The organism is Veillonella tobetsuensis, from assembly GCF_001078375.1.
GTDB lineage: Bacteria > Bacillota > Negativicutes > Veillonellales > Veillonellaceae > Veillonella > Veillonella tobetsuensis.
In genome coordinates this window covers 19,777-32,887 of the sequence record NZ_BBXI01000018.1, presented here as the reverse complement: position 1 = coordinate 32,887, position 13,111 = coordinate 19,777, and the positions used below count along the sequence as shown (strand labels likewise).

General features: G+C 40.9%; 13 protein-coding genes. All 13 read left to right on the top strand.

The features are described 5' to 3' along the window. The first annotated feature begins 31 nt into the window (after positions 1–31). The 13 genes from ilvD to VEI_RS07570 all read left to right on the top strand — a co-directional run bounded on the left by ilvD (position 32) and on the right by VEI_RS07570 (position 13,085). Positions 32–1,702, top strand: a complete 1,671-nt coding sequence (gene ilvD / locus VEI_RS07630; RefSeq protein ID WP_059363961.1) for a dihydroxy-acid dehydratase — start codon at positions 32–34, stop codon at positions 1,700–1,702. 47 nt (positions 1,703–1,749) lie between these two features. After that, complete coding sequence (gene ilvA / locus VEI_RS07625; protein WP_059363957.1) at positions 1,750–2,973, top strand: threonine ammonia-lyase; 1,224 nt, start codon at positions 1,750–1,752, stop codon at positions 2,971–2,973. Positions 2,974–2,991: 18 nt separating this feature from the next. Beyond that, positions 2,992–4,701 carry a biosynthetic-type acetolactate synthase large subunit gene (gene ilvB, locus VEI_RS07620; protein ID WP_059363952.1) on the top strand — a complete coding sequence of 570 codons (1,710 nt, stop codon included), beginning with the start codon at positions 2,992–2,994 and terminating at the stop codon, positions 4,699–4,701. Further along, positions 4,702–5,190 (top strand): acetolactate synthase small subunit, encoded by a 489-nt coding sequence (ilvN, locus tag VEI_RS07615; protein WP_005375704.1) that lies wholly within the window; start codon positions 4,702–4,704, stop codon positions 5,188–5,190. An 11-nt stretch (positions 5,191–5,201) separates the two neighbouring features. Then, positions 5,202–5,987 (top strand): ABC transporter ATP-binding protein, encoded by a 786-nt coding sequence (locus VEI_RS07610; RefSeq protein ID WP_059363950.1) that lies wholly within the window; start codon positions 5,202–5,204, stop codon positions 5,985–5,987. A 141-nt stretch (positions 5,988–6,128) separates the two neighbouring features. Continuing rightward, complete coding sequence (ilvC, locus tag VEI_RS07605; protein WP_059363946.1) at positions 6,129–7,136, top strand: ketol-acid reductoisomerase; 1,008 nt, start codon at positions 6,129–6,131, stop codon at positions 7,134–7,136. A gap of 145 nt (positions 7,137–7,281) precedes the next feature. After that, positions 7,282–7,791: a hypothetical protein gene (locus VEI_RS07600; RefSeq protein ID WP_005380336.1), complete on the top strand. Its 510-nt coding sequence runs from the start codon at positions 7,282–7,284 to the stop codon at positions 7,789–7,791. 122 nt (positions 7,792–7,913) lie between these two features. Then, entirely contained in the window at positions 7,914–8,375 is a 462-nt protein-coding gene (locus VEI_RS07595; RefSeq protein WP_059363941.1) for a DUF3290 family protein, read from the top strand. A gap of 12 nt (positions 8,376–8,387) precedes the next feature. Next, entirely contained in the window at positions 8,388–9,116 is a 729-nt protein-coding gene (locus tag VEI_RS07590) for a DUF421 domain-containing protein (RefSeq protein ID WP_059363939.1), read from the top strand. 48 nt (positions 9,117–9,164) lie between these two features. Further along, the gene (locus VEI_RS07585; RefSeq protein WP_059363937.1) at positions 9,165–10,892 is read left to right on the top strand and encodes a radical SAM protein; all 1,728 of its coding nucleotides are present in this window, start codon (positions 9,165–9,167) and stop codon (positions 10,890–10,892) included. A 31-nt stretch (positions 10,893–10,923) separates the two neighbouring features. Further along, the gene (gene pgeF, locus VEI_RS07580; RefSeq protein ID WP_059363936.1) at positions 10,924–11,784 is read left to right on the top strand and encodes a peptidoglycan editing factor PgeF; all 861 of its coding nucleotides are present in this window, start codon (positions 10,924–10,926) and stop codon (positions 11,782–11,784) included. Positions 11,785–11,864: 80 nt separating this feature from the next. Beyond that, entirely contained in the window at positions 11,865–12,551 is a 687-nt protein-coding gene (locus VEI_RS07575) for a YggS family pyridoxal phosphate-dependent enzyme (RefSeq protein WP_005380354.1), read from the top strand. Positions 12,552–12,590: 39 nt separating this feature from the next. After that, entirely contained in the window at positions 12,591–13,085 is a 495-nt protein-coding gene (locus VEI_RS07570; protein WP_005375690.1) for a cell division protein SepF, read from the top strand. Positions 13,086–13,111 lie beyond the last annotated feature (26 nt).

Below are 13,111 nucleotides of genomic sequence, written 5' to 3'. Positions count from 1 at the left end.
TGGATGCTTTCAAAAAAGTGAGGAGAATATCATGAGTTGTAGAAGTGACAATTTAAAAACAGGCGTAGCACGTGCACCACACAGATCTTTATTGAAAGCTCTGGGTTTTGTTGACGAAGAAATGGGCAGACCGGTTATTGGTATTGCGAATTCTTTCAACGAAATCATTCCTGGTCATGTGGGCCTGAAAAATATTGTACAAGCCGTAAAAGACGGCATCCGCAACGCAGGTGGTGTGCCAATCGAGTTTAATACAATTGGTATTTGCGATGGCTTGGCGATGAATCACATCGGCATGAAATACTCCTTGGTTACACGCAATATCATAGCTGATTCTATTGAAGCGACGGCTATGGCAACACCTTTTGATGCGATGGTATTCATTCCAAATTGCGACAAAGTAGTACCAGGTATGTTGATTGCAGCGGCTCGTCTTAACATTCCATCTGTGTTCGTATCTGGTGGTGCCATGCTTGCAGGTGTACATAATGGCAAAAAAATCGGCTTGTCTGATGTATTTGAAGCAGTAGGTAAACATCAAACAGGTGAAATGGGCGACGAAGAATTAGCAAATATTGAAAATAGTGCATGTCCAACATGTGGTTCTTGCTCTGGTATGTACACAGCAAATACTATGAACTGCCTAACAGAGGCTCTTGGCATGGGACTTCCTGGCAATGGTACAATCCCTGCTGTATACTCTGAACGTTTGCGTTTGGCTAAATTAGCAGGTATGCAAGCCGTAGAGGTATTGAAAGCAAACCTTCGTCCTAAAGATATTATGACTCGTGAAGCTTTTGAAAATGCGGTAGCTCTAGATATGGCTTTGGGTGGTTCCTCTAATACAGCACTTCATTTGCCAGCTATCGCTCACGAAGCAGGTGTACCATTGTCCTTGGACGACTTCGATCGCATTGCACAAAACACACCTCAATTGTCCAAACTTTCTCCATCTGGTAAATACTTCATCGAAGATTTGTATGCTGCAGGCGGCGTATCTGCTGTGTTGAAACGTTTAGCAGAAAATGGTCGTTTGCATACAGATTGCAAAACTGTAGCTCTTAAAACACAAGGTGAAATTGCAACAGCAGCTCATGTTGTGGATGAAGATGTTATCCATCCATGGAATAATCCTGTTCATGAAACAGGTGGTATTGCCGTTCTTAAAGGCAACCTTGCTGAAAACGGTTCCGTTGTAAAAGCTGGTGCTGTAGATGAAGATATGCTCGTTCACTCTGGCCCAGCAAAGGTATTCAATAGCGAAGAAGAAGCCGTTGAAGCAATTACGGGCGGTAAAATTGTAAAAGGCGATGTGGTAGTTATCCGCTATGAAGGTCCTAAAGGTGGTCCTGGCATGCGCGAAATGTTGACACCAACATCCATGATCGCTGGTATGGGGCTTGATAAAGACGTTGCCTTGTTGACTGATGGCCGTTTCTCTGGCGCTACACGTGGCGCATCCATTGGTCACGTATCTCCAGAAGCGGCAGCAGGTGGTACTATCGCCGTTGTTGAAGATGGTGATATTATCAACATCGATATTCCAAATGGTAAATTGGAATTAGCTGTATCTGATGACGAAATTGCTCGCCGTAAAGCAGCATTGAAACCATTTAAATCCAATGTAACTGGTTACCTTAAAAAATACGCTCTTCACGTATCCTCTGCAGCACAAGGTGCTATTGAAGTATTTGAAGACTAATCTTAATAGCAATATATTTTATACCAATCTTTAATAAAGGAGTATTAATGCGTAAGTTATATGATTTTATGGAGGCTCGCGAACGGTTAACCACGATTACCGTGAAAACTAAATTGCTTCATAGTGATGTGTTTTCAGACGAGTGTGGCAATGATGTATATATCAAGCCAGAAAACTTGCAAATAACAGGCTCCTTTAAGGTTCGTGGAGCCTATAATAAAATTGCAAAATTGACAGAAGAGGAAAAGGCCCGCGGTGTAATTGCCGCATCTGCAGGAAACCACGCACAAGGTGTAGCACTTGCAGCTAAACGCCTCGGCATTAAAGCCACAATCGTCATGCCAAAACATACACCTCTCATAAAGGTTAATGCTACAAAACAATATGGGGCTGAGGTAGTACTACATGGTGAGATTTATGATGAAGCTTACCAAAAGGCGATGGAGCTCCAACAAGAAAACGGCTATGTATTTGTTCATCCTTTCGATGATGAAGATGTAATCGAAGGGCAAGGTACAATTGCTCTTGAAGTATTAGCAGAACTACCTGATGCGGATGTATTACTCGTACCTGTTGGGGGCGGCGGCATTGTATCTGGCATTGCAGCGGCTGCTAAATTAAAAAATCCTCGCATCAAAGTTATCGGTGTAGAACCAGAAGGGGCAGCCAGTGCTTTGGCAGCATTAAAGGCCAATCATCCTGTACCACTCGACGAAGTGGCTACCATTGCTGATGGTACGGCGGTACGTCAAATTGGTGAAACTACACTTGAATATATCAAGAAATACGTAGATGAAATAATTACAGTTTCAGACTACGAATTGATGGAAGCATTCTTGTTGCTCGTTGAAAAACATAAATTAGTAGCAGAAAATTCAGGTATCTTACCATTAGCAGGGCTTAAAAAGCTAAACTGCCGAGATAAAAAGGTGGTAGCTATTGTCAGCGGTGGTAATATCGACGTACTTACCATTTCCTCTATGATTAATAAAGGTCTCGTAGTCCGTGGTCGGATCTTCACCTTCTCTGTAAATCTTCCGGATAAACCAGGTCAATTGGTTGCGGTATCTCAAATGCTTGCTGAGGCGGATGCAAATGTAATTAAGCTCGATCATAATCAGTTTAAAAACCTTGACCGTTTCCATGAAGTGGAATTACAAGTGACGGTTGAAACCAATGGGGAAGAGCACATCCAAAGCATTATTGATACTTTTAAAAATAATGGTTACATTATTCAACGTTTAAATTCCAGCGAGATTCTATCAGAATAGCTGGTTGAAAGGGTTCCTATGAGCGCAGAAACAATCAATGGGGCACGCATTGTCCTAGAAACATTGCATCGCCTTGGTGTAACTGATATGTTCGGCTATCCAGGTGGCGCAGTCATTCCAATTTATGATGAAATTTATAGCTTCCCTGAAATTAAACACTATTTCGTACGTCATGAACAAGGTGCAGCCCATGCAGCAGATGGTTATGCACGCGTATCCGGTCGTGTAGGCGTATGCCTTGCTACGTCTGGACCTGGTGCAACAAACCTTGTAACAGGCATTATGACGGCTTATATGGACTCAGTGCCGATGGTAGCTATTACTGGACAGGTAGGTCGTCCGTTTATCGGTAAGGATTCCTTCCAAGAGGCGGATATCCAAGGTATTACAATGCCGATTACTAAGCATAACTATCTAGTTCAAGATATTCACGATTTGCCTCGCATTATCAAGGAAGCGTACTTCATCGCTGGTACAGGTCGTCCAGGTCCTGTATTAATCGATATTCCAAAGGATATTCAAACAGAAAAAATATCTATGGCGGAATACAATAAATTATACGAAGTACCTATTCATCTTGAAGGGTATGATCCAACATACAAAGGCCATCAAGGGCAAATTAAAAAAGCGGCGACCCTTATCAAGAATGCAAAGCGCCCACTTATCATTGCTGGTGCTGGCGTATTGAAATCAGGCGCTATGGATGAACTTAAGGAGTTAGCTGAAAAGGCTCAAATTCCTGTGACTAATACGCTGGTTGGTCTTGGTGGTTTCCCTGGAGACCACGAATTAGCACTTGGCATGGTAGGGATGCACGGTTCTGTAGCGGCTAATAACTGTACAGAGGAGGCCGACCTTGTTATAGCGGCAGGCATTCGATTCCATGACCGCATTACAGGTCATCCTGATTTCTTCTGTAAAAAAGCAAAAATCATTCATATCGATATCGACCCAGCTGAAATCGATAAGAATGTTACTATCAACGTACCTATTGTAGGTGATTTAAAACGAGTATTAACCGAGCTTAATGCATTAGTTGAACCTGTTACTCATGAGACGTGGATTGAACAAATCCGCGAGTGGCAAAAGGAATATCCTATGGTGGTTCCTGAGTCTACAAATGGTGAGTTACATGCACAATATGTATTATCTGAGCTTAATAAAATCGCTAATGATGATGCCATCATTGTAACTGATGTGGGGCAACATCAAATGTGGTCAGCTCAATTCTTAACTCATAAAAAGCCACATACTATTGTTACCTCTGGTGGCGCTGGTACAATGGGCTATGGCTTGCCAGCGGCTATTGGTGCACAAGTAGGGGTACCTGAGAAACAAGTTATCCTCGTAGTTGGTGATGGCGGTTTCCAAATGACTTGTGAAGAGCTCATGATGGTTCGCCAGTACAATTTACCAATTAAAATTGTGATCATCAATAATGGCTATCTTGGCATGGTTCGTCAATGGCAACAAATCTTTAATGATCGTCGCTATTCCTATGTAGATTTGGAACTGAGTCCAAACTTCTTGAAATTAGCTGATGCATTTGATTTGAAAGCAGCTCGTCTCGATACGGTAGAAGCTTTCAATAAAGATTTCCAATCTTATATTACCTCTGATGAAAGTATCGTCTTGGATTGTCGTGTTGAACGAGAAGACAATGTATTGCCGATGATTCCAGCAGGTGGCACTGTAAGTGGTATGATGGGTAAGAAAGGGGTGCTATAAATGGCTAAAGAACATCAAGTCTTAATCATTGCAAAAAATGCGCCAGGTATTGGTACACGTATTTTGGCACTCTTTAACCGCCGTGGTTTTAATGTTACAAAAATGACCTCTGGTATTACAAATCAGCCAGGTTATGCGCGTATTACCATTACTGTTGAAGCGGATGACCGCATCCTCGATCAAGTGCAAAAACAAATCTACAAGCTAATCGATGTTGTTAAGGTTAAAGTTTTTGACGATCATGATGTAGTCTGCCGTGAATTAATGCTTATCAAGGTGAAAGCAACAGCTACAACACGATCTCAAATTGTTCAAATTGCCGACGTATATCGCGGTAATGTACTAGACATTTCTCCTACGTCTATGATTATTGAGGTTATCGGCAGCGTAGAAAAATTACGCGGTTTCATCCAAATTATGGAAACCTATGGTATTCTTGAAATTGCCAAAACAGGTATCACTGCTATGAGCCGTGGAGAAAAAATGTAGGAGATGATAGTGTGGAGAATGAATTGCTCCATTATGAGAATATCTGCTTTCGACGCGATGGCAGATATATCTTAGATAATGTAAATTGGCATATAGAAAAAAGTGAAAACTGGGCTCTTTTAGGGCTTAATGGGGCTGGTAAATCGACGCTTCTCAGCATGATTCCAGCCTACCAAATTCCAACGACAGGCACCTTGCGTGTCTTCGGTCATGAATTTGGGAAATACGCATGGCCTAAGATTAAATCGAGATTAGGTTTTGTCAGCTCTGCTCTTGGGCAATTTCAATCTACCTTGGATAAACAAGTCGTCGAGGACGTTGTTATATCCGGTGCTTTTAGTAGTATCGGTATATACCAAGATGTATCACCAGAGGTGCGAGAGCGGGGGATGCAATTATTTTATGAGTTTGGCCTAGGTCACTTAGAAGGTCATCGCTTTTATACATTGTCTGCTGGTGAACAGCGACGTGTATTGTTGGCGAGATCCATTATGGCGAATCCAGATTTACTGATCTTAGATGAGCCTTGCTCTGGTCTAGACCTGCCGGCGCGTGAAAGGTTTTTACGTACCGTATCTACGCTAGTAGAGGAGCAGAAGACACCAATTATTTATGTGTCACATCAAATTGAAGAGATACTACCAGCCATTACACATGTAGCTATTTTGCGAGAGGGCAAGATGGTACATGCGGGGACGAAACATACAGTATTAACCGATGAGAATCTATCTGATGTATTTGGAATTCCCGTGCAGGTTGTATGGAAGGATGATCGCCCTTGGGTGATTGTGCGATAGTTATCAATTTTATTTATCAGAGGTCAAGAATTCGGCTTGCTGATACTAAATTAATGTACGCCACATCTTGCAAATTTTTGTTAGATTGTGTACAGTATAAATAGTCTATATTCTATTGAATATGTTTGGAGGTTGTCTAATATGGCAGGTAAAATTTTAGGTACTACAGTTTATTATGATGCAGATTGTAATTTGAGCAAATTGGAAGGCAAAAAAATTACAGTTTTAGGTTACGGTTCCCAAGGTCATGCTCATGCATTGAACTTGAAAGAAAATGGTATGGACGTAACAATCGGTCTTCGCGGTGGTTCTTCTAGCTGGAAAGTTGCTGAAGAAGCTGGTCTTACTGTAAAAGAAACTGCAGAAGCAGTTAAAGACGCTGATATCGTTATGGTGTTGATTCCAGACGAATTACAAGCTGACGTTTATGCAAATGATATTGCTCCTAACTTAAAAGAAGGTGCATATTTAGCATTTGCTCATGGTTTCAACATTCACTTTGGCAAAATCGTTCCTCGTGAAGACGTAAACGTATTCATGGTAGCTCCTAAAGGCCCTGGTCATTTAGTTCGTCGTACATACCAAGAAGGCTCTGGCGTTCCTTGCTTGTACGCTGTAGAAAAAGATCCATCTGGCGACACTGAAGAAGTTGCATTGGCATGGGCATCCGGTATTGGTGGTGGCCGTTCCGGTATCTTAGAAACTAACTTCAAATCCGAAACTGAAACTGACCTCTTCGGTGAACAAGCTGTATTGTGCGGCGGCGTTACTGAATTGATCAAAACTGGTTTCGAAGTATTAACTGAAGCTGGTTATGAACCTGTAAACGCTTACTTCGAGTGCTTACATGAAATGAAATTGATTGTAGACCTTATCTACGAAGGTGGCTTCCAAAAAATGCGCCACTCCATCTCCAACACTGCTGAATACGGCGACTACCATGCAGGTCCTCGCGTAATCACTGCAGATACTAAAAAAGCGATGGAACAAATTTTGGCAGATATTCAATCTGGTAAATTTGCTGACGAATTCTTGGCAGATTCCAAAAACGGTCAAAAATTCCTTAAAGAACACCGTGAAGCAGCAGCTAACCATCCAATCGAACCAGTTGGTGCGGAACTTCGCAACTTGATGAGCTGGTTGAAATAAGAGATTATTGTAGTAATTTCTTGATAAGCATAGGCTTACTGAAAGCGACCCCATTTGGGGTTGCTTTTTTATTGAGTAATACAAGTACGTATGATATAGTTAACATAGAGTCAGTATAGTATATTTTGGTATAAGGAGAGATACTATGAGTTCTACAACTATTATTATCATCGTGGCGGTTGCAGTCATTTGGGCCATTTTGTTTGCCGTATTTATGAAGTTCAATAAAAAACGACAAGCCGGTGAACAACAATTTGTACAAGAGAATGCTAATAAAGCGATTCTTCATATTTATGGTAAATCTGTAAAGGTTGATGGTAAGGACCTTTCTACTATTGATCATAAAACTGGTCAATATGGTCAAGTCATTGTGGCATTAACACCAGGAGAACATACCATTGAATCCGTATATTACACGACGGATAATGTGGGTACTAAAACAAAGAATGTTGAAACACAGCCTGTTACCATCACAATTCCAGTACAAGCGGGCAATGAATATAATGCGGCTATGTATTTCTATTCCGCAGAACAACGTAAGGCCTATTATAAAGGTGACGTTGACGATGCCGTTTTAGAAGTTGAACTAGAATTAGAATCTGGTTTTACAGCGAATACTCATGCTTATATCATCGTGTACCGTGAATGTAAATAAATTAGTATAGTAACTGTTTAATAGAGCTATCATTGTGGTAGCTCTATTTTTTATAAATCGTTGTTGGTTATTATCATATTTATTTGTGATATAATAAAAAGATATATGAAAGGAGCATAATTATGGACTTCTATACCGTTTCCTATGTGGAAAGCCAAATTGCATCTAGTCATACATTAGGGTTCATTATCTTTGTAGTTGTTTTATTAGCCCTTCTCGGAGTAGGCATTCAAGTTTTGCGTAATGGTTTTACAAGCCGTTATCGTGATTTAACTGTTATATTATCCTTAATTATTGTATTTTTCTTAGGCTTAGAATATCAAGAATATGGTCGTATGAAGAATTACTCTGAAGATTCTTCTAGAATGGCTCAATTCTTGCATTCCTTTAGTGCAGACCGTGGTGTTGATGAAGGTCAATTAGCTGTTAATTCCTTAAAGGTACGTAATGGTATGATCTTAAAGGTTAGCGATGCATACTATGAGGTGCAATTTAATCCTGAATTTACTACCTATACAATCACTCGTGTGTATACAGTAAGCCCTACAGACCAAATTCATGATAAAGCGGATGTATTACCATAAGGAGGACCACATATGACAGAAGCTATGGCCGTCTATGGGATGGTCTTTGCCAAACTCGCCATCGGTCTCTTGGCGATTATTTTACAAATTAACTTAATGGGGAAGGGAAACTTAGCGCCAACCTCTGCTTTAGACCAATTACAAAACTATGTACTTGGTGGTATTATCGGTGCCATCATCTATAATGATGCGATTGGTATTTTACAATTTATGTTAGTTCTCATCTTATGGACTATTCTCGTAATGACGCTTAAATTCTTAAAAGGCAATCTAAGATTCTTTAAAACAATTCTAGATGGTCATCCTGTCATTGTCATTGAACGAGGTCATATTTTAACAGAAGAGTGTATGCGTTATGGTATTCAATCGGCTGAGTTAAAACTAAAACTTCGTACAGCCGGCGTTCAATATGTAGCAGATGTTAAGCGTGCCGTATTAGAGCAAAATGGTCAGCTTAGTGTTGTTCAGTTCGGTGAAGAAAATATTCGTTTTGATTTGATTAACGATGGTCAAATTAATCAATTTACTCTTGATGTAATTGAAAAAGATAGAGAATGGTTAGAACAAGAGGTACAAGCACAAGGATATTCCATTAAAGATATTTACATTGCGGAATACAGAGATGGTAAAGTCGTATTGTATCCGTATGAGAAAAAACATCGGCCTCAATTGGTAAAAACAATTAAAACAAAGACTACTCAGACAAAGGATACAATAAAATCTAAAATAAATGATATATAGCGTTGTTGAGCCCACTATTCATAGTGGGCTTATATAGAAAGGAAATTAGTGAACCGTAAAGATTTAATTGATCGATTACAAGAACTTTATAAAGATGAAGATAGCCGCGTAACTATTAACCCTCATGCAGAGCAAAAGGTTGCCATCGTCTATCCGAATACCTATTTTGTGGGCATGAGTAATTTAGGCCTTCACATTATCTATGAGGAAATCAATTTGCATCCATCTAGTGTATGTGAGCGGATATTCTTGCCTGAGAAAAAGGAACTAGACGCCTATGATAAGACGAAAACACCGCTTATGAGCGTTGAAACGCAACGGCCTATGCATCAGTTTGATGTAGTGGCCTTTGATGTTACCTTTGAAATGGATTATTTCCATATTCCTCTTATGCTTCGTCATGGTCGGGTACCTGTTACGAGTGAAGCCCGAACTGGCTTTGATCCTATCGTCATTGCGGGAGGACCTTGTGCGACATTTAATCCTGAGCCCTTTGCCGATTTTATCGATGCTTTCATCATCGGTGAAGGGGAGGGCATTGTTACTGCTGTGTTAGAACGAATTCGCAAGGGTCGTGAGAATGGTGAAAGCCGAGAAGAAACGATTTCTGCACTAGCTCAAATTGATGGTGTATATGTACCTGTTTTATATACCCCTCAATATGACGATAAGGAACAATTCATTGGTTACGATATAGCAGATGGTGCCCCTAAAATTATACGACGCCATTTTGAACCTCTTACGAGCGGTGGTGAAACGGTAATTGCTACAAATTTCACCGAGTTTGGCGCCATGTATATCATCGAGGTAGCTCGAGGCTGTGGCCGCCATTGTCGATTCTGTATGGCTGGGTACTGTTTCCGCGTACCGCGTGTACGACCACTGGATATTTTGAAAGAAGGCGTCGATAGAGCAGAAAAGTTAGGGAAAAAGGTGGGCCTTATGGGGGCGGCCATTTCCGATTATCCAGAGGTTGATGAGCTCGTAACCTATATTCGCTCTAAGGATATGCGCTATTCCTGTGCGTCCTTGCGCGCCGATTCCTTGACACAAGCCGTTGTCGATGGATTGGCTGAAAGTGGACAAAAGACAATTACTATTGCGCCTGAGACGGGTAGTGAACGATTACGCCGTGTCATCAACAAGGGGATTAGTGAAGAAAATCTTCGCACTGCTGCTCAGTTATCTGCTAAGTCTGGAATTCAACATATGAGGCTATATATTATGATAGGACTTCCAACGGAAACGGATGAAGATATAGATGCTATCGTAGGACTGGCAGAACGTACACAAGCACACATGGCTGAGGTGGGCTGTAAAGGCCGATTAACACTTAGTATTAATCCGTTTATACCAAAGCCGTTTACGCCATTTCAATGGATGGCTATGGATCATCAAAAGAGCGTAGAAAAGAAATTACAATATATTAAGAAATCATTGCAAAAAAATCGTCGCATCGAGGTACTCGTTGAGTCTCCCAAAGAGGCATATATCCAAGGTGTACTCGCTCGGGGTGATCGCCGTTTAGGCAAGGTACTCGCTGCGTGTGCTCTAGATAGAGGTAGCAAATCCTTTAAATCTGAAATGAAAAAAGCCGGCCTCGACATGGATGACTGCAATTATCGGGAACGCAAGTTTGAGGATTATTTGCCTTGGTCTCATTTGGATATGGGTCTAAGAAATGGTTATTTAGAACAAGAATGGCAACGGGCCGTTGATGAAGCGTATACACCGCCTTGTATGGAAGGGTGTAAGCGCTGTGGCGTGTGTAAGTGATTCGAGAAATAAATAGTAGAGGAACAGTCGTATGGATATTACTGTTGTAAATGTAAATACAAATGATGATCGTAAATGGTCTTTTGAAATGCCTAACTGGGCCAATCAATTTCCTCTGGTTATGGGGGATACATATCGTCATGGCGGTGTATCTAAGAAGCCATGTGAATCTCTAAATTTAGCTACTCACATAGGAGATTCATTACAAGATGTATTAGATAACCGCAGCATTGTGGCTGATCATTTAGGTGTATCGCCAGACCGCATTACCTGCGGCAATCAGGTGCATGGCCTTAATGCAGTACGCATTACAGAAGATTTAATTGGTGCTGGCTCTATGAGTTCTGATACTGCTATTCCAGATTGTGATGCAAGCTATACGGATATACCAAATATTCCATTATTCTTATTTACTGCCGATTGCGTACCAGTAGGCATTTACGATCCTGTGCATCATGTGGTAGCTACCGTTCATGCAGGTTGGCGCGGTGCTATAGGCCATCTACCGGTTATCACCATAGAGGCGATGCAACGAGATTTTGGTACGCGCTTTGAAGACTGCTATGTATATTTAGGTCCTAGCATTGGACCTAAATCCTTTGAGGTTAATCAAGAACTGGCAGATACTTTCACAGACGAGTGGAAGAAAATAACTGATGCCAATAGTGATGAATTGGTCCGATATATCGTTAGAGATGGTGCGTTGAAAGCGACACCACATGTTGATTTGTGGCGATTTATCGAAGAAGATTTGTTGCAACGAGGTGTTCCAAAGGACCAAATCTGTATTGGTGGTACCGATAGTATGACCGATGAGAATTGTTTTTCCTATCGTCGTGAATATGGCAAAACAGGGCGTATGGCATTATTTGGTATGCTCGAAAAACGGTAAAGATATACATTATTGGTTAAATATTATATAATATAAGTCTATAGGATATTTATTTATACGTTACTATATGGGAGGATCATATGATTGAAGAATCCCTTCATAAAATCCAACAACGCATGGCCGATGCAATGGCTAGCGTAGGGCGCACGGATACGGCGTTACTTGTTGCGGTTACAAAGAATCATCCTGTAACGGCTGTAGAGGAAGTGGCTCGCCTTGGATGCACTCATGTAGGCGAAAATCGCGTGCAAGAGGCAAAAGAAAAACAAATGCTTTATACAGGACCTAAATTGGTATGGCATTTAATTGGCCATTTACAAGTCAATAAGGTTCGCCAAGCGGTACCGATGTTTGATTTGATTCATTCTGTAGATAGTAAGAAACTATTAGATGAAATCGAAAAGGTTGCTGCTAAGCATGATAAAGTACAAGATATATTGTTACAAGTCAATGTAGCTCGCGAAGCGAGTAAGTCTGGTATGTCCGTAGAGGATTTTCCTGACATACGAGACTATGCGAAGACCTTACCGCATGTACGCGTTAAAGGGTTGATGTGCATGGCTCCGTTTTTCGAAAATCCGGAGGATGCAAGACCTATCTTTAGAGTGGCACATGCTTTGTATGAAGATATGAAAGGGTATTTCCCTGATGGGGATATACAATATTTGTCGATGGGGATGACACATGACTTTGAAATAGCCTTACAAGAAGGGGCTAACATCGTGCGTGTAGGCACTGCCATCTTTGGGGAACGTGTATATAACTAATTGGGAATATAACAGTGTGAGTATATTAGGAGGATTACCATGTCTATGGGAGAACAATGGCAAAAAATCAAAAATTTTATCGGCATTAATAATGATGACCGTTATGATTATGATGATGAGTATGAATATGAAGATGATGAGGACTATGCAGAGGACGTGCCACCAGTAGCACCAACAGCAGCTGCATCTGAGTTCCATCCACGTAAGGTAGGAGGCACATCCACTATGACACAACGTCCAACAGCCATGAAAGTAGTTGTTATCGAACCTAAGGTTTTTGAAGATTCTGAAAGCATCACTCATCAATTGCGTGACATGCGCCCTGTATTGATTAACTTTGAAAATACAGATCCTCACGAAGCAGCTCGCATCGTTGACTTTGTATCTGGTGCAACATTTGCATTAGATGGCAAATTGGAAAAGGTAGGCAAAGACATTTTCATGTGCGTACCTGTTAATGTATCCATTGATTATAATAATGAATCTGAAAGTGGAACAACTGAGCAACAAGAATTTAACTGGCAAAATAAATAATCCAGTATAGAAAAAGTGGTGATACT

Coding starts and splice junctions, on each gene's coding strand:
- ilvD (WP_059363961.1), top strand. CDS start 32: ATGAGTTGTAGAAGTGACAATTTAAAAACAGGCGTAGCACGTGCACCA.
- ilvA (WP_059363957.1), top strand. CDS start 1,750: ATGCGTAAGTTATATGATTTTATGGAGGCTCGCGAACGGTTAACCACG.
- ilvB (WP_059363952.1), top strand. CDS start 2,992: ATGAGCGCAGAAACAATCAATGGGGCACGCATTGTCCTAGAAACATTG.
- ilvN (WP_005375704.1), top strand. CDS start 4,702: ATGGCTAAAGAACATCAAGTCTTAATCATTGCAAAAAATGCGCCAGGT.
- ilvC (WP_059363946.1), top strand. CDS start 6,129: ATGGCAGGTAAAATTTTAGGTACTACAGTTTATTATGATGCAGATTGT.
- VEI_RS07600 (WP_005380336.1), top strand. CDS start 7,282: ATGAGTTCTACAACTATTATTATCATCGTGGCGGTTGCAGTCATTTGG.
- VEI_RS07595 (WP_059363941.1), top strand. CDS start 7,914: ATGGACTTCTATACCGTTTCCTATGTGGAAAGCCAAATTGCATCTAGT.
- VEI_RS07590 (WP_059363939.1), top strand. CDS start 8,388: ATGACAGAAGCTATGGCCGTCTATGGGATGGTCTTTGCCAAACTCGCC.
- pgeF (WP_059363936.1), top strand. CDS start 10,924: ATGGATATTACTGTTGTAAATGTAAATACAAATGATGATCGTAAATGG.
- VEI_RS07575 (WP_005380354.1), top strand. CDS start 11,865: ATGATTGAAGAATCCCTTCATAAAATCCAACAACGCATGGCCGATGCA.
- VEI_RS07570 (WP_005375690.1), top strand. CDS start 12,591: ATGTCTATGGGAGAACAATGGCAAAAAATCAAAAATTTTATCGGCATT.